The 17,959-nt window shown below is 43.1% G+C and carries 17 protein-coding genes; 4 read left to right on the plus strand and 13 right to left on the minus strand.

The genetic code is table 11. The features are described from left to right. The first annotated feature begins 375 nt into the window (after nt 1-375). Nucleotides 376-2,436: a vWA domain-containing protein gene (locus MH215_RS03680; protein ID WP_239288213.1), complete on the plus strand. Its 2,061-nt coding sequence runs from the start codon at nt 376-378 to the stop codon at nt 2,434-2,436. Nucleotides 2,437-2,694: 258 nt separating this feature from the next. On the opposite strand, the gene MH215_RS03685 is transcribed toward MH215_RS03680, so the two are convergent. The 6 genes from MH215_RS03685 to MH215_RS03710 all read right to left on the minus strand — a co-directional run bounded on the left by MH215_RS03685 (nt 2,695) and on the right by MH215_RS03710 (nt 7,218). Then, entirely contained in the window at nt 2,695-3,684 is a 990-nt protein-coding gene (locus MH215_RS03685; protein WP_239288214.1) for a serine/threonine protein kinase, read from the minus strand. A 319-nt stretch (nt 3,685-4,003) separates the two neighbouring features. Next, nucleotides 4,004-4,873 (minus strand): alpha/beta fold hydrolase, encoded by an 870-nt coding sequence (locus tag MH215_RS03690; protein ID WP_239288215.1) that lies wholly within the window; start codon nt 4,871-4,873, stop codon nt 4,004-4,006. 222 nt (nt 4,874-5,095) lie between these two features. Beyond that, entirely contained in the window at nt 5,096-5,749 is a 654-nt protein-coding gene (gene rnhA, locus MH215_RS03695; RefSeq protein ID WP_239288216.1) for a ribonuclease H, read from the minus strand. Nucleotides 5,750-5,843: 94 nt separating this feature from the next. Then, complete coding sequence (locus tag MH215_RS03700; protein WP_239288217.1) at nt 5,844-6,230, minus strand: hypothetical protein; 387 nt, start codon at nt 6,228-6,230, stop codon at nt 5,844-5,846. 159 nt (nt 6,231-6,389) lie between these two features. Further along, nucleotides 6,390-6,812: a hypothetical protein gene (locus MH215_RS03705; protein ID WP_239288218.1), complete on the minus strand. Its 423-nt coding sequence runs from the start codon at nt 6,810-6,812 to the stop codon at nt 6,390-6,392. 109 nt (nt 6,813-6,921) lie between these two features. Continuing rightward, the gene (locus MH215_RS03710) at nt 6,922-7,218 is read right to left on the minus strand and encodes a hypothetical protein (protein WP_239288219.1); all 297 of its coding nucleotides are present in this window, start codon (nt 7,216-7,218) and stop codon (nt 6,922-6,924) included. A gap of 340 nt (nt 7,219-7,558) precedes the next feature. On the opposite strand from MH215_RS03710, the gene MH215_RS03715 reads away from it, so the two are divergent. After that, nucleotides 7,559-8,134, plus strand: coding sequence for a DUF421 domain-containing protein (locus tag MH215_RS03715; RefSeq protein WP_239288220.1), 576 nt, complete (start codon nt 7,559-7,561; stop codon nt 8,132-8,134). Nucleotides 8,135-8,443: 309 nt separating this feature from the next. On the opposite strand, the gene MH215_RS03720 is transcribed toward MH215_RS03715, so the two are convergent. The 3 genes from MH215_RS03720 to MH215_RS03730 form a co-directional block, all read right to left on the minus strand. Further along, nucleotides 8,444-9,007: a nitroreductase family protein gene (locus MH215_RS03720; RefSeq protein WP_239288222.1), complete on the minus strand. Its 564-nt coding sequence runs from the start codon at nt 9,005-9,007 to the stop codon at nt 8,444-8,446. Nucleotides 9,008-9,076: 69 nt separating this feature from the next. Then, complete coding sequence (locus tag MH215_RS03725; protein WP_239288223.1) at nt 9,077-9,844, minus strand: ABC transporter ATP-binding protein; 768 nt, start codon at nt 9,842-9,844, stop codon at nt 9,077-9,079. A gap of 2 nt (nt 9,845-9,846) precedes the next feature. After that, complete coding sequence (locus MH215_RS03730) at nt 9,847-10,956, minus strand: FecCD family ABC transporter permease (protein ID WP_239288225.1); 1,110 nt, start codon at nt 10,954-10,956, stop codon at nt 9,847-9,849. A gap of 131 nt (nt 10,957-11,087) precedes the next feature. On the opposite strand from MH215_RS03730, the gene MH215_RS03735 reads away from it, so the two are divergent. Then, nucleotides 11,088-12,161: an ABC transporter substrate-binding protein gene (locus MH215_RS03735; protein WP_239288229.1), complete on the plus strand. Its 1,074-nt coding sequence runs from the start codon at nt 11,088-11,090 to the stop codon at nt 12,159-12,161. A gap of 627 nt (nt 12,162-12,788) precedes the next feature. Here the strand turns inward: MH215_RS03735 and MH215_RS03740 are convergent. Further along, entirely contained in the window at nt 12,789-14,150 is a 1,362-nt protein-coding gene (locus MH215_RS03740) for an amino acid permease (protein ID WP_239288673.1), read from the minus strand. Nucleotides 14,151-14,422: 272 nt separating this feature from the next. Between MH215_RS03740 and sigK the strand changes: the two genes are divergently transcribed. Next, nucleotides 14,423-15,124, plus strand: a complete 702-nt coding sequence (gene sigK, locus MH215_RS03745) for an RNA polymerase sporulation sigma factor SigK (protein ID WP_056695710.1) — start codon at nt 14,423-14,425, stop codon at nt 15,122-15,124. 100 nt (nt 15,125-15,224) lie between these two features. On the opposite strand, the gene MH215_RS03750 is transcribed toward sigK, so the two are convergent. From MH215_RS03750 to MH215_RS03760, 3 genes are all read right to left on the minus strand, one after another. After that, a complete protein-coding gene (locus MH215_RS03750) occupies nt 15,225-15,659 on the minus strand; it encodes an AAA family ATPase (protein ID WP_239288230.1) in 435 nt (144 codons plus the stop codon). Nucleotides 15,660-15,661: 2 nt separating this feature from the next. Then, nucleotides 15,662-16,399 carry a tRNA(His) guanylyltransferase Thg1 family protein gene (locus MH215_RS03755; RefSeq protein ID WP_239288231.1) on the minus strand — a complete coding sequence of 246 codons (738 nt, stop codon included), beginning with the start codon at nt 16,397-16,399 and terminating at the stop codon, nt 15,662-15,664. Nucleotides 16,400-16,664: 265 nt separating this feature from the next. After that, nucleotides 16,665-17,909, minus strand: coding sequence for an MFS transporter (locus tag MH215_RS03760; RefSeq protein WP_056695701.1), 1,245 nt, complete (start codon nt 17,907-17,909; stop codon nt 16,665-16,667). Nucleotides 17,910-17,959: the final 50 nt, after the last annotated feature.

Genomic DNA, 17,959 nt, shown 5'->3' on the forward strand with positions numbered 1-17,959 from the left:
ATGGAATTCATCTTAATCATCAACGACATGTTTTGTCAATATTCCCCACTATAGGTCTAAAAGCTCATTTTACAACCTTCGATATACCTATAGAACTAATTTTTGGAATTCGCTTCATTTCCTTGTAAGTCGAACCGATGATATAGAATATCCTATAATTTGGATCTTGTTCAAGGATTTAAGACCCATGGAGTATTCCCCCTATTCGAGCATGTAAACACATAATCTATGCGAGGTTGCACTTCTTTTGACTATGCAAAACTACGCATAACCACGTTGAAACGTGTGAAAGTAGAAAAAAATTAGATTTTGTAGATTTACTTCAAGCAACATAAGCTAGTTGTGTGCAAACAGAAAGGAGACTTGAAGCCTCACATGATATTAATTAAATTCAAAAAAGCATGGCTTACCCTATTGGTGGTGAGCATCTTACTTCCCAACTGGTACACAGGAAACGTGCACGCAGATTCATCCGTCAAGACCCAGGCTTATGAAGGCCTAGATGCTATGTTTGTTCTAGATGTTAGCTACTCGATGAATGAGACTGACAAAGATCGCATTGCCGAAGAAGTTATACATATGTTTATGGATATGAGTAGTGGACCTAAGACCCGACTTGGCTTTGTAGCCTATAACGACAAGATCACATCATCTGTACCGTTAATGGATATCTCATCTTCCGGAGCTCGCAATAATCTTCGCAGCCGTGTGGATGGATTGAAACGTTCAGGTTATACAGACCTTGGACTCGGTTTACGCCGAGGTGCCAGCTTGCTTGAACAATCGAAGACAGATCAACGTAAACCATTTATGATTTTGTTATCTGATGGGGAGACAGACCTAAGAGGTTCAACCAATCGAACACCTACCGATTCTTCTAAAGATGTCGACAAGGTAATTCAAATGGCACAACAAGCTGATTACCCGATCTATACGGTTGGGCTTAACCGAGATGGAACTGTAAATCCTGCTGAACTTGAACGAATTGCCAAAGAAACAGGTGGTTCGTCCTTTATCACCGGAAGTGCAGATGACTTACCCGAGATTTTCAATCGAATTTTTGCCGATCAGATTCAATCCGTTCTCGTTTCTGTAGCTGCTGTTACGGCAACCGGAGCAATGCAAGAGGTCACAGTAGACATTCCGAATTCAAGTATGGCAGATGCTAATATCATTATGCTCTCGGATCATGCCGTCTCTGAGGCTCAGCTCTACTATCAATCCAGCAATGTGAGCTTTATCCGTTCAGACAAATATGCTCTGATGAAGATCATTCGTCCGGTTAAAGGACAGTTCAAATTGAAATTCAAAGGACGTAGCGGAGATCTTGTGAAGATTAACCTGCTCGGCAATTACAACGTTTCTGCATCTGCAAATATGGCAACGGAGCTGCCAGTCAAAGGACAGAGCATTACATTTAACGCCGCGTTATACGATCAAGCTGCCGAGCCAAAGCCAATTCAGGATCTGGATGTATACAAAGGTCTTGAAGCTGAGCTAATCGTGAGCACATCGGAAGGAACGAGTGAACGCGTAGCTCTAACGAATACAGGCAGTGGGTTTACGGGGAATTATACGTTTCCGAAGTCTGATCTATATACGTGGGGACTCCGCATCGACGGTCCAGACTTTTATCGAGAGATCACTCCGGTTGAAGTAGATATTACGAACCAAGCCCCTGTTAGTACAGGCACTTCCATGGATTTGTCCAAAGATGATGGGGATGCTTATCTGGATCTAAATACATATTTTGAAGATGCCAATAATGACCCTTTAACTTATACGCTCGGTGCAGTTCAGGATGCCAGTACCCTTGGTAATGCGAGCATTAATGGAAATATGCTGCACTTGTCTTCTCTTCACACCGGTAGTTCGTTCGTTCAGATTACAGCAACGGATTCCGAAGGCGCGAGTGTGACCACAGACATCCCATTGCGGATTCATTCTTTACGTGAAAAGATTTTCTTATTTACTGGCTTGGGGATCCTTGCCGCAGGTGGGATCTTTGCTTTGTATTGGTTTGTGTTGAAGCCTAAGCCTGTGTTTCGCGGCAGGTTGGAGGGTTATTTTCTTGCAACAGCGAGTGGTGAAGATATTCCGGTTACCCATTGGCCTCTAACTTCGCTGAACAGTCGAAAGGTTAGCTTAAGTGAGCTTTTTGCTCGAATGGATATCGGGGTGAGGGTACCCGAAGCAGGTCGAATCTGGCTGGAAGCAGGTAAAAAAGAAACATTGCTGATCCGGCATGATACGAATTGCACCGTCGTTCGAGGTCGAACACCTGTGAAACGGCGCCATACGGAGGCTCTGGAGTATAATGAGAAGTTGTATGTTACCTTCGAGGATGGAATTACCGAGATTGAAATTCGTTACAAGCCTATTAAACCGAGTACTAATATTTCAGTTGGGCAACGGAGAGAACCGTACCAGTCTTAGTTAACTATGATGTGCTCTGTTGGGAACGAATTGTAACTCACCTACCAACTAGAGATATTCGTAGCGGAAGGACTTGAGCGTTCGAGAAATCGAGGATTGTTGCACACAGATACTTATCCTGATTGAAGCAGCTATAGGTACTATAAATTGACTACCCTATAAATAAAACAGGTTAGATACAACCCACCGGGGTTAATCTAACCTGTTTTTTTCGTATGCATATGATATGTAACACTTAGCGTATACCCGCGATATGGTTCAGGCGGTCACATGTTGTTTGCCTGACTCCGCTTCATAGACCTGAGTATGTTCATTTTCAGCCAATGACCACTCCACCGTCCCTGGTTTACGCACTTTCCACACCAATGCCTGCATCTGCAATGATCTTCTCACCCACCTGAGAGAAGCACAACGCTTCTCAGAACGAACGGATAGTCCCCAGTGAATGACATGCGCTAGCCATGGATTCACATATTCATTGTGCGAACGCACTGACGGGAGTTCATCCTGGAACAGACGTTGCTTCACATCCATCGGTGGCTGTCCGCATGTCCAATAGTGAAGCAGTGCTGCTAAACTATATATATCAGACATCGGCCCTTGACTGGACTTTTCTGAATAAAATTCGAGCGGAGAATATCCAGCAGATGTGAAAATGACCTGTTTCTCACCGGACGGCATCGGCCAGCGAACAGCAGAACCGAAATCTAGTAATTTAGGTGTACCATCCTCCATCACCATAATGTTAGAAGGTTTCAGATCCCGATGCAGAATACCTTGCTTATGTATATGTTCAACTGTATCGATAATAGGAAGAAGCGTGCCTTTGATAAAAGCAGCATCTAATGCATGATTACGTTCTTTCAAATAATCATTCAGCATGATCCCCGTACAGTATTCCATCACAAGATAGCCAGTATCATTCGCTTCAAAATGATCTACATATTGAATAATATGAGGATGATTCAGACCAGATAGCAGCTCTCCTTCAATCAGGAAAGAAGCTAGTAATTCTTGATATTGTCCACTGTATCCTCGTGAGGAACAGTACACACTCCGTTTGTCAGACTGACGAGAAGCCAGACTTTGAGGGAAGAATTCTTTGATCGCCACTTTTGCGCCTGTATTCCGATCTCTTCCTATGTATACAATAGCCAGCTCGCTGCAAGCTAGGACTTGTCTTACTTGATATGTATCGTTCAATATAACATTGCGTTGCAGTGCCATTTTGTAGTTATTTTTTCTCATAACTTCCTTCGTCTCACCCCTATCTAACTGAGGAACTTTCCGCAGGTTGCATCATTTGGTTCAGTCAGCAAGCTAATGGATCGCTAACCATATATATAAACCAAATGATGCAAGATGAATCATATCCCTGCGAAAAAAATATAATTATTTTATCTTAGTGCTACACTTGCTGCATTCTTATACTACTCATACCTTACTCATACCATAATTGTTTCTATCTTCTATTTATGTTATCGACAGAACGGAACATTTAATGAATGCATTTGAAGAAAAAATGTAAATACATCTGTTTATATGTTCTATACCATTTATATAATCTTTAATAATTCTCTTGTAAAAACAGGTTGATCTCCTCGTTCATCTGAACCAGCACATCCTGGGATGGATAATGTCCTGTATCGTACTTCACGGTTCTTACATTCGGGATAATCTTTCGTGCTCTCTCAATCAACTTATCTCCTGGGAAAAAGATATCCTTCTCACCTGCCAAGAGCAGGGTTGGAGCAGTATAGTTCACCAATTCTTCTTGGTCAGTCAGCTTCGGCATATCCTGTTCTAGACTTACATGTTTGAAAATTTTGCCGATGATGTTCTTATCTACTTCCTTCATACAGTTACAAGACATGGTGTCTGCAATTTTTTGCAGTGAATTTGGTGAAGAAGTCATTCGGTAAGTCACAATCGGAAGCATGAAGTCCTGAGCCACTTTCATTTTGGAACGAGCAATCAGTCCCGCTGGTGCAACTAGAACGGAGCACGCAATTCGATCCGGGATATACGTCGCCAGTCTCAGAATAATTCCGCCGCCAAAGGAAGGCCCGATAAAGGCACTTTGATCAATCTCATAGTGATCTAGCAGATCCGTAACCCACATCGCCAAGCTATCAAACCTCGCTGAGATTCGGGTATCCTCACTGTAACCTGGGTGACCAATCGTATCCGGTGCGATAATTCTGTAATCCTTAAATAAGGAAGAGAACCATGACAGCGTCATCGGATTCACACAATTCATGCCTTGGAGAATAAATAACGGCTTGCCATCCTTAGGACCAGTCAATAACACATGTGTCTGTCCAAAACGTGTCTCAACATACTCACGCGTAATACCTTCACCCAACTGATCTACATATGCCTCGTATTCCTCAAGAATACAACTCTTACCTTCTTCACTTCTGTAAATGGAACTCATGTCTGCCTCCTGCAATGTGTACTCAAATAACCCATTTTCATCATATTTGTTTCATATAAACCGTAAAAATAACGACCCAAAAAGATAAAGAGGGCCTGCAGACGGCAGGCTCCTCCATATGTGCAACTTATCATATTGACTGATTATAGAATGGAAATTGGAAATTGTAAATATCGTTTCTAATAGACAAGGAATATCATGATTAGAGAGCGCATCAGTAGGTTATTTTCGGCCATAATCCGCCTTAATTTCGCCCCATTGTTTAGTCTGCCATTTCAGTACTTTATTGCTGTATGTGTTGGTTCGCAGCCATTGCTCTGCACGGTCAATCATCAGCCAAATTTCTTCAGTCGAAGAATCTCGCGGCAATGTGGTCGATACCGCCTTTTGCTTCAACCATTTCATCGCATTGACTGAGTCGGTGTACACCGTCTTATTACTGCCCTCTTTCTTAAGATGAGCCAGTGCATGTACAATCGCCAGAAATTCTCCAAGATTATTGGTGCCTTTCGAGATTGGGCCAACCGAGAAGATGATCTCACCTGTACGGGTATCAACCCCCTTATACTCGACCGGCCCTGGATTACCTCGTGTACCTACGTCAACCGAAATGCTGTCATAATCGACTTCTTCTGAAGTTTCCATGCCAGCACTACGTCCACTGCTTCCTGCCTTCGTCTTGGATGAACCCTTAGCACCAGTGCCCCAATTGCCTTTCCAACCTGCACGGTATGCTTCTTCTGCCGCAGCTTTGGATTCATATGACTTATATTTAGCCCCAGTATATTGATCTGTCTGTGCCTTGCATTCTGCCCACGTACTATATACACCTGGCTGTTTGCCTTCCCAGACAACATAATATTTAGATTTGGCCATCGTTACCCGCTCCCTTATTCGCTTACGTTCAATACCCTATTGTATACGAACTACAGGGTGGATTGAAAGTTAATGATAGTTCATAGAAAAGTAATTATATGATCTCTCTTATAATGGGAGTTATTGCGAAGCAGTTGTCCAATTCAGGTTCGTCTAATAGCGCCCAGTAACGTAGCGTATTGTAGTGAATGTCCGCATCAAGAATGAGATGATGCTTCAGTACATTGATTATCTCTGGATTGCACGTTCCTTCCACAAGAGCATCGTTACAAGATTCAATCATAATGATCATAAGCGCGAACTTTTCTTCAACATCCCATGGGTATTGTTCATACGCATCCAGAAATTCAGTTATCCTAGAAGCATCCGCAACCTCATACTCCCAGTCCTGTGTAAATTCACCCTGTGCTTTAAGATTCAATTTACTGCACAGGCTCTTTACTGCATGTCCTGTAACATACTTAGGGTAGTTCTTCTCCATATGGATCTCCTTTGAATAATTCCTTCTACATCAATTGTGTAACTCTCTTAATAATTGGATCGATCCGTCAGATTGTGTTTACAGAAAGGTTAACATATGATGTATACTTCAACCATCCAGCTTATATCTTATTTATCGCATAGCGGATGCAAAGACCTATTACCTATATCTCTCTAACGAATGAAGGGGATTGGCAATATGTTCCCCAACCTCTGCAATGGTTTCTTCGATTTCACTACGAATGGCTGGGTCTAGCTTATTATCCTGATGTAAAGAATTTTGCACTTGTGCAAAGCATTCTTCTAACCCTAGATTCACTATTAGGGATAGCATGATGTCTACCTCATCATAGGAGTCCGTATTCCACAGCTTTCGAAGCACCTGGTCTATATTATCTCGTAGTTCCTTTTCTAGTAACTCATACGTCATCGCTTGTCGATCAGTTAGCTCGCTAAGAATCAGTAAGAACTCTTGCTTATCGTTTGTACCGTTCTCAAAATGTTGAAGTGCGTCATGGAACAGCGTATGTAAAAAGTCTGCAGCACAATGATCAGGTAATTTGCGGATATCTTCGTAATGCATATTAATATGGCATCTCCTTTCATGCTAATTATCTAATCATTCTTTTTGTTGGTAGTTCTGAACTTCAGACAAAGTTACATTATCTTCTTTTAGAAAAGAACATTTAAATTTAAAAAGGTGTAAATATTAGTCTACTTCCTGTAATTGATTTGCATTTTTCGGATAACACGATTAATTCATTTATGTGAGTTATATCATCCTGATGTATAAGTATTTTCCTTAATCTTTCAAGCTCCAACTGCAATTGATCCATATCTTTGCACGAGAACACATCATAACTATGCACTGAGAGTTCGCCTAAAATGAAGAAACCTTCTTCTTCTCGCGGTAAATAGTTTACATTATTCTCCTCATGCATTTCCTCCAGTTGCTTACCCTCATCTGTCTCCAAAATAATTCTAAACATACAATCACTCTCCAAAGTCTATTCACAAATGAAGCCATATTCCTATCATGATCGCATTAACGAACACTAGATTTTTCTGTTTATAATAAATAACAATCCATCTCCACTAACAGTTTGAACTTCAAATTTCCCAGGCAATGAACTGTACAACAGGATCCAAGTTATTAGAGGTTAGTGCCCAAACGATAAGGAAGTGGGAATGAGGCAACGGGTATTCAAGTAAAAAGAACATGTTGAACATTGTAGATTTGTATTTTCCCTTTTGTATAAATTCCCCTTGTCCAGAACACGCTAATCCTAATGATGGAAAAGACTTGTAGTAGAAAGGAGATCGAAGTACATGGATTGGATATGGAAATCGATCTTACTTGTTCTGGTGGGTATGCTTTTATTGCGCATTGCGGGACGTAAGTCCATCTCACAGATGAGTGTTGCAACCACGGTCATTATGATCTCAATCGGAACAACGATTGTACAGCCTATTGCGAATCATGAGCTTGGTAAAGCCATTGGATCAGCAACTGTTTTTATTGCGACTTTACTGGTTGTAGAGGTGCTTCAGTTGAAATTCAATTTTTTCGAACGGCTGATGAGTGGTAGCTCCAAAATTGTCGTTGAAGACGGCAAAATCATTGTGCCCAATCTGAAAAAGATGCGTTATACCGTGGATCAGTTAGAGATGCATCTGCGCCAAAGTGGCATCTCTAGTGTGGAAGACCTGGAAACGGCAACTGTAGAACCAAACGGTCAATTGGGCTATGTATTGAAAAGACATGCGCGTCCAGTCACGATTGGAGATTTAGAGGTATTGCTTCAGGGTCAGAATACCAAAGTAGAGCAGGATAATTCCAGTGATATTTTCCAAGAAGTTCGTCATGGTGAGCATCAACAGTCGGTTGATCCCATGCTACGCTGACTCATCTAGTCTGACCAAATAGACCATTCCAGCAAGGCAACGCCACATTGCAATCGGGACGGTTTTTGCTGTTATGTTCATTCCATTCTTCTCCGTATCGTTCAAAATTAATAAACAGAAAAAAAGCCGAAGCCATAGGGCTCCAGCTAGGGGTGTGTCTGAAAACTCCGAAGGAAGCAGATTTTGACGAATTTTCGTTCCAAGCAAGAAAGTTTTCCGCAGGCGTGCCGGGGCACGTCAAGGGAAAGTGACGCAGCAGGGGGCGAAAAGGCGGTAAAAGATGCACTTCAGCGAGTTTTGAGACACGCCCTAATTAAATATTGTTAGTTTATCTTCTGCAGCAGTTCGCGGACGTGGCTGAGGAATGACTTCGGGATAACCAATGTGCAGTACACCTACGATGCGTTCACCCGGCTGCACCCCTGCCATCTCACGGAAATTAGGAGAGAATTGGTACGCATTCGTTTTCCACACAACCCCAAGTCCCTGCTCCCACGCAGCCAACTGAAAACTCTGTATCCAGCTACATACTGCGCCAAAATCCTCAATCCATTGTTTGGGACGAGGGTCTTCCTTCATGACCACAATTAAGTGCAGCGGAATAATCGCATACTCGGCTCTACGTGACTCTTCATATCTACGACGGTCGTCGGCTGACAGGGCATCCAGTACTGCTTCTGTAAATAAATGACGGGAATCCCCCGAAAATTGAATATAACGCCAAGGCTCACGCAAGCCATGATTAGGTGCCCAGTTAGCTGTATTTAACAACGACAGCAACAGCTCCTGAGGAACGGGAGTACTCTTGAATTGCCTGATTGTCCTGCGATTCGTAATCGTCTGTGCTACGGGTGTTAGCTGATTGACCTTCATAAGTTCACTCCTTGTGTAATGTATGGTCTAATAGTCACACTTGAATGAATATGATCTATCCTCTTGAGCTTACCGCGTGCTTAGATAAGCGATCCCAAGCCCTCCTGTTACGGGATTTTGGTAGATTTCACAATCTACCTCAAACACTTCACCAATCATCTCACGGGTTAATATATCGGCAGGTTTACCATGAACCACAATCTGTCCCTGCTTCACAACGTAGAGATGATCACAATACGAAGCGGCAAGTTCAAGATCGTGCAGCGCAGCCAGAATTCCGATATCGAGGCTTTTCACGATATTGAGAATCTGTAGCTGATATTTAATATCCAGATGATTGGTAGGCTCGTCCAATATCAGAAATTCGGGTTGCTGAGCCAACACACGAGCCAAAACAACACGCTGCTTCTCCCCGCCGGACAACGAAATATAGTTACGGTCTGCGTGTCCGGTTAGATGTACCTTTTCCAAAGCCTGCTCTACAATTTCAAGATCCCGTCCATTATCTGTCTCCAGTAACTTCTTATGTGGGGTACGTCCCATCATGACCATCTCACGCACCGTAAAATCGAAGCTTAACTCGTTAAACTGACCCACTACACCCATATGCCGAGCCACGACTTTGGGACTGGACTTCAATATATCTGTATGATCCAAAAATACATTGCCCTGCTGGGGCTTAATGACCTTATAGATGCTCTTGAGCAGTGTGGATTTGCCACAACCGTTAGGTCCGATCAAGCCAACGAACTGCTTTTCTTTTACCTGCAAAGAAATATTACGAATAATATCTGTGTTCTGCACCGTGATGGATACGTTCTCTACATTCAGTTCCATGGTTAGTTTCCTCCAAAACCGTAGCCTTTTTTGACTAACATATACATAAACATCGGTGCACCTATCATCGCTGTAATGATCCCGATTGGTAGTTCTACACTGGATATCAGAGATCTTGCAATAACGTCTGTCCAGATCAGGAAGATCGCACCAAAGAGCACGGATACAGGCATGACTTTGCGATGGTCTGAACCGACCAGACCTCTAACGATATGTGGGATAATGAGTCCGACAAAACCAATCATGCCACAGCTCGCCACCATAACGCCTGTCACCAGCGCCGTTAATAACATATAGAGCCTACGGTACACACTCAAGTTAATGCCAAGCGTAACTGCTGCTTCATCACCCAGTAACATGGTGTTCAGCACACGAGATTGCAATAGGAAGAACACAATTGACACAATCACCACGATGCCGATCAAAGGTAGCTTATTCCATCCCGAGGCCGCGAGACTGCCCATCGTCCAGAACGTTACCGTTTTGATCCCCTCAGCATTGTTAGCAAAATAGATAATAAAATTAGAAAAGGCTGTACACAGCGCATTAATAACCATCCCAGCAAGCACTAGCTTGACTGAGGTCATCTTGCCCCGTATGCCTGCTAACGTCAGCACCAACAAGGAAGCTCCCATGGCTCCAGCAAATGCCCAGAAGGCCACTCCCGTCTGACCTAACCAACTAATGGCACCGAATCCGATTAAGATCGCAAACGTTGCTCCGAGTGAAGCTCCCGAGGATATGCCTAGTATGTATGGATCCGCCAACGGGTTCTGTACAGCTGCCTGCATAACTGCACCACACATCGCGAGACCCGCACCAATAAACATCGCCATCAGAACACGTGGAAAACGAATCTGCCAGATAATATCGGTAAATGATCCTGCCTCGATCGGAGCTTGACCGATTTGGAATCCTGTTAATTTGTATATAAGAATGCGATAGGAATCAGCAAGTGGGATATTTACCTGCCCAATGGATACGGCAACGCCAACAGAAATAACCATCACACCAATTAGAAGCGCGATTAATAATGTAAAGCCAGATTTACTGTGAATAAGAGATTCTTTTTTCCCCACACGCGGTGTCTGAAGCTGAACTGTCTGTGCCATCTTGTCCCCCATCATTTCCTTCGAAAATAAAATAAAAAGAATTTAGCTATTTACAAAGTATTTTCTCGGATTATAATTGAGAATGATTATCTTTGTCAATTTACATTACAGAAAAGGAGCTCTCTCTCATTATGAAATTTACATCCAGAAAAGTACTCATCACTTGTCTAAGTCTTATGCTACTTCTTCTCGCTGCTTGTTCCAATGCCACAACCTCCAATACGGAGCAAACCACCGCATCAGGAGAAAATACAACCAGCACCTCAGAATCAACCACTACCGCTGGAGATACCAATAAAACAACCTATCCACTAACGATCGAAAACTTCAGTATCTCCGGTGAAGGCGGAGAATGGAAACCGAAATCCCAGACGTTTGAAAAAGCACCTGAGCGCGTTGTAGCCAACACACAATCTGTAGCTGAGATGTTAATCAAGCTCGGTCTAACAGACAAAATGGTCGGTGTTGCTGCATTGTATGGCTCAGTAACTCCAGATGTTGCTGATGATTTCGCTAAAATTCCAGTCCTATCCGAAAACTATGTAGGTAAAGAGCTCGTTGTGGGCGCAAGCCCAGACATCGTGTTGGGTCGCGGTGACCTGTTCGCAGATGCTGACTGGGGCGTGGGTACCGTGGATGGACTGAACGACATGAATATCCGTACATTCCTGCAAACGACGAACCATAAAGGCACATTGGACAGCCTCTATAGTGATATTGCACAGCTTGGACAGATCTTCGATGTACAGGAAAATGCCAAATCATTCACTGAGAGCCTGAAAGCTCGTGCTGAAGCGATCAAGGCAAGTGTTGCAGATCAGCCTGAGCATACATTTGCTTACATCGTACCTGCTTCAGAAGATTCCATTACAGTAAGCAGCATGCAAAATGATACATATCAACTGGATGCACTCAGCCTGCTGAAATTGAAAAATACGTTCGATGGCGTACAGGGCGAAGTAAGTGTAGAGCAATTGATCACAGCTAACCCAGACTATCTGCTGTTGTCTGCGTATACCGGTTCCCCGGATATCGACAAACTGATTCAGAATCTGTATGCTAACCCTGCCTTACAAAGTATGAATGCGATCAAGAACAAACAAATCTATGTCACTGATTTTGGTCAGTTCTGGGGTTATGGGCATCAAATTCTTGATGGCATCGAAAAGATGCAGCAGCAAATGAATGAAAACCCAATTCAATGACAAGCATGTTCATCTTGATTGAAATAGCTAAATTATGAAATGAATTTAATCAGTTAATATGCTGGACAACGCAATGCTATATGACAAGAGCAGGAGATGTTAATCTCACTGCTCTTTTTTCTTTGGGATTTTACTACGTAATACGTGTCTGAAAAGGATTACATAATGTAGTGTAATTTGAGAACAAACGAATCGTGCAACGAGCAGATAAAGTATATTCATCAACGATCTCCTCTGCATACACCGTCGATTTTAACGAATCTGAGAGACCTTATTTGATCGGATCACGAGGAATGGAAATAGTAAGGAATGTGAGAATCGTTATATGACGCAATATCACAGAATGGATCCAATTTCCGCTCTCAAAAGGCGTATTAGCGTGTCAGCGATTCGTTATCTTTTCAGGAATGCAATTTTCCCGCCAATAAGGCCTACTGAGTTCGTTAGGGATGGAGGTTAGCACTCAACAAAAAAAGTTGCCCCAAGTCATATGAACGACTTTTGAGACAACTCTTTATTTACTCCAGCTTACTTTTGGCTTTTTTACTTTTATTGATTTTCACTTTTTTTGCTTATTGCTTCGCTTCTTAATACATTACTGCTTAACGTTACGCCCTATTCTACCAATCAGCTCTTAATCACACCACGTCTTCTCTTTTGCATAAGATATACGCCCACCAGCAGAATGAACCACACCGGCGTTACAAACAACGCTACCCGGGTATCTTCTGCGAATCCGAGGATCACCAGAACAAAGACCAGGAAAGTGAGAATGATGTAATTCGAGAAAGGATATAACGGTAATCTAAATTTCGCACGCTTAGCAAGTTCCGGCTGAGTACGGCGATATTTCAGGTGACTGATCACGGTGATGCCCCACACAAAAATAAAGCAAACGGTCGACACACTCGTAATTAGAACAAACACACCCTCAGGCATGACATAATTCAATATAATCGCAAGCAGAATGATTAACGTCGAGAAAAACAGCGCATTGGACGGTACCTTTCTCCGATTAACACGTGCAAATGTAGACGGTGCATTGCGATCCTTCGCCATCGAAAATACCATGCGACTTGTACTAAAAATAGCACTGTTACATGCTGAAGCCGCCGACGTAAGCACGACAAAGTTTACAATCCCTGCGGCTGTTGCGATACCGACAGCAGCGAATACTTGCACAAATGGACTCTCACTCGGCACGATAGCGTTCCAAGGATAGATGCTCATAATGATCAGCAAAGCGCCTACGTAGAATAACAATACGCGAATCGGAATCTGGTTAATGGCCTTAGGAATGACTTTCTCTGGATTCTCTGTCTCCCCAGCTGTTAGACCTACAAGTTCAATACCGACAAAGGCGAAGACAACCATCTGGAACGATAGCAAGAACCCATGTAACCCATGTGGGAATAGTCCACCATGACTCCAGATATTTGTGAAGCTTGCTGGGCCTAAATCCGTAGAGAATCCTTTGACAATCATGAAGAGCCCAATGACAATCAGCGCCACAATGGCAATCACTTTAATTAAAGCAAACCAGAACTCCATTTCTCCAAACCATTTGACTGTAGCCAAATTCATAATCAACAGAAGGACCAGTGCAATTAAGCCCGGCATCCATTGAGGGATGTTCGGAAACCAAAATTGTGTGTATAGCCCAACCGCTGTAACGTCTGCCATCGCAATCGATATCCAGCAGAACCAGTAAGTCCATCCGGTAACAAAAGCCGCCATCTCGCCAAGATAATCACGTACAAAATCCACAAACGAATGATAGTTCAAATTACTTAACAACAATTCTCCTAATGCACGCATGATCAGGAACAGCACGATTCCTGTTATGATGTAGGCAAGTAGGATTGACGGCCCAGCCAATTGAATGGTTTTGCCTGCCCCTAAGAACAGCCCCGTACCAATAGCTCCCCCAATGGCCATCAGTTGCACATGCCTATTTTTTAACCCCCGCGTTAATGTTTCTTCTTGCATCGTACTCAACCACTCTCTTTCTGCTCATGCTCTCTAAGTTGCTAAAATAGTTATACCCCATCATATAATAATCTGCGCAGAATACAATCCCTGATTGATTATTTTTTAAGACTGTCGAATCCCTTCTGCAGAGATATCAAAGATTGCTTGGAGATTCAAACCCTTTTTCACGTGTACGTGCACTTCTGGGCAACAGCCTACATACAATAAATCGACCCTGTTCCCTTATGTGCTCAGGCCAGATCGTTGTAAAACTGCAGGAGGTGTCATCTGTGCCCGGATTGTTTACTGCAATTGCCCTATTCATCAAAGAGTTGACGTTGCTCGTCTCGTATGTCAAAAATAATGCATTCCCTCAGCCACTCGCTGAGGATGACGAAGCCAAACATTTACGCCTCATGGCTGAAGGCAATGCCCATTCTCGAAATCTGTTGATCGAACACAATTTGCGCCTCGTCGCACATATCGTTAAGAAATTTGATAATACCGGCGAAGATCAGGAGGACCTGATTTCAATCGGAACCATCGGTTTGATTAAGGCTATTGAAAGCTTTCAGCAAGGAAAAGGAACCAAGCTTGCTACGTTTGCGGCTCGTTGTATTGAGAATGAAATCCTGATGCATCTCCGTTCCCTGAAAAAAACACGTAAAGACGTATCCCTGCATGATCCCATCGGTACGGATAAGGAAGGCAATGAAATTACACTAATAGATATCCTAGGAACAGAAGCAGATGATGTCGTAGATCGGGTTCAACTCAAAATTGAGAAAAGCAAAATTTATCGTAATCTCGATATTCTCGATGATCGGGAGAAAGAAGTCGTTATTGGTCGATTCGGCCTGGAAGCAGGTGGTGAAGAACGGACTCAGCGTGAAATCGCCAAGGAACTGGGCATCTCCCGTTCTTATGTGTCGCGGATTGAGAAAAGGGCGCTCATGAAGCTTTATCATGAGTTCTATAAACAAAAGAGTTAGAAACTTCTTCACCTTCGAAGTCAGGTTTTGCATTGTAACCAAAAGGGAGCTTATCAGGTGCTTTAAAACTGCGCCCGAATAGCTCCCTTTGCATACCTACTTACATCTGCTCAACCTCAAACTTTCCATCCACGGAACGGACTAGATACAACGTATCAAACCCTTCAGCGTATGTAGGCATTTGCAGATTCTTCATCGTGCTTTTGAGTCCAACCTCCGGAATCTTAGCGGCTCCTTCTCTCAGTTCATTCCTCGCATAAGACAACTCATAATCAGGTTCAAAATAATAACCAACGACCTTAAATCGATTCCTCTTGGCTGCATCGATATACTTCTTTCGTTCTTCGATCGTGGGATTCGTATTATCAATCACAAAGGGTTGTTTCGCCTCAAGCGAAGCGGTTAAATAAATCTGCTCACGATGTCTCGTTCTCAACATATCCAGATTGATTCGCATATGCGTTTTGAAAAAGTTTGCTTGATAAAATGTCGATTTCCCCGAGGCCTGTATCCCAACAAAAATTATACATTCCACTGTTACTCATCCTTTTGTAGATAAACGTATTGATTAATGTATTCACGATCCTGACTAAAGATAGGCGTTTCAAAATCCACGTCCCATTTGCTCCGCGTAGCTTCACCCTTCTTGTAAAATTGCTTGGTTATACAGGCTCCACGTTTTTGCCAGATCGGTAGGTCATTCCAATTAATCCCTCTTTCAAGGAATAACTTGTCCTGCAGACTTTTCCCATCTAGACCTTGTAGCTCGTTATGTGGAAAATTAGCTTGAGCTACCATGGAGATGCTGTTCTTCGTTGCATCCTGTTGGCGCCAGAGAAAATAATTGGTCACTTCATCCGGCGGGAGCACCCAAGCCCTACTATCAAACGTGGCAAGTGGCTTGTCTGGATAATAATCTCGGATCACTTCATTAAATTTGGCAGTTGCCATTGAGGCAGATACGGAAACCATCTTTTGCAGGTTATTTTCAAACCATGATTTCGTTGTTAATTTATCGTAGTTCGTCAACAGAAGAGATATTTCATCGCTCTGATGGTACACTAATTTGCACCCCATAATATTCTGCGCTAAGTATTTACTGGTCTCCCACAGAGCCCCTGTCAGTGCTTCATCAAATGGTTTCTTCAAGCCACGTGTAAACGTGTGAAAGTGACATCCATCGATTCGAATAATAATCGGTAGCCGCTGAGGCAGGGTTTGTCTGAATGTATTTTCATACCCCTTCATCCGATTTCCAAAATCATCTTTTCTCATCTCTTACCCCTCCTGCAAAACCTATGTAATTAAAATCCTCGTTGTCTTGTCTCGTCTTGTTGGTACATCTACTGTCTAACGTGCAACTCCATCACTAGCAATTTATCACTTCATTATACAACGTAAAAAGCTTGCGAACTATTGGTTTCTCCTGACGTACTCGAGATTAATCATTACTTTTCATCTTAATTATCCTGAAAAAAAACCTCCATCCCACATCTCAAATGCGTGAACAGAGGTTTTGTATGCTGCATGATATCCCTATTTAATTCGCCGATGCAACTTCTACCATTTCCGACTTATCAATCAATCGTTTTCTCCGATCCATTCCTACACTAATCAATAACCCTAATAATCCACAGGCTGCAATAACGGCTGCGTAGAGCGGTACGGAACCCAGCCCCGTATGGGTAATTGCGAAGCCACCTAAGTACGCACCCCAGGCGTTACCCAGATTGAAGGCTGAATGACTTGATGTCGTAGCAAGCAATGGCGCTTCTCGGGTCAGGTTCATAATGCGAATCTGCAATCCTGGCATAATACCGAAGGCCGCGACACCCCAGCAAAATATCGTAAACACCGCCAGATAAGCATTCTCTAGCGTGAACGTAAGTACAGCTAGAAGTACAGCTAGTATACCGAAATTAACTATTAGTGATGGCATCAGCTTCCAATCCGCCAGACGTCCACCTACCATATTGCCTAGGGTAACACCTACGCCGAACAGTACAAGAATCCAGGTTACATTCTGCTCCGCAAAACCACTAATATCCACTAACATTGGAGTAATGTAAGTGAACACGGCAAAGAGACTTCCACATCCTAGCGCACCAACAAGCAGAACCAATAATACCTGCGGGCGAATCAGGTTGCGAAACTGCTGCATCAGATTCGCCGGAGCACCTTGCGGGATAACCGGAATAAAGCGAATGATCCCAATTAACGAAATGATGCCTAGGATTGTAATCGCACCGAACGATGATCGCCACCCCAATTGTTGTCCGATAAATGTACCAAATGGAACACCAATGATATTCGCGATCGTAAGTCCTGCGAGCACAACGGATACAGCTCCTGCCCTTCTCTCTGGAGCAACCAGCTTCGTTGCCATAATCGACCCCACACCTAGAAACGTACCATGCGCAAATGCCGTCAAAATACGTGCGGAGATTAGTAACCCATAGGTTGGTGCTATAACAGACAAAGCGTTGCCTAGAATGAAAATGCACATTAATAGGACAAGCAATCTCTTTTGCGGTATTTTATGTGTAAACACCGTTAATATCGGTGCACCTACAGCTACACCAAGCGCATATCCCGTAATAAGTTGGCCTGCTTGTGGAATGCTTACATTCAGATCTGTCGCCACGTTTGGCAGCAATCCCATAATGATAAATTCGGTCATACCAATCGCAAATGCACCTACAGTGAGGCACAGCAAGGACAATGGAAATGCACCTCGTGGATTGGATGGCGAAGCTTGCGCCTTCTTGCTCTCTGTCTTACTCATACGATGTCTCTTCTCCTATCCGTTTAACATGATGAAAATCTTGCTCATCT

Origin of the sequence: Paenibacillus sp. ACRSA (assembly GCF_022346845.1) — a bacterium.
Taxonomy (GTDB): Bacteria; Bacillota; Bacilli; order Paenibacillales; family Paenibacillaceae; genus Paenibacillus.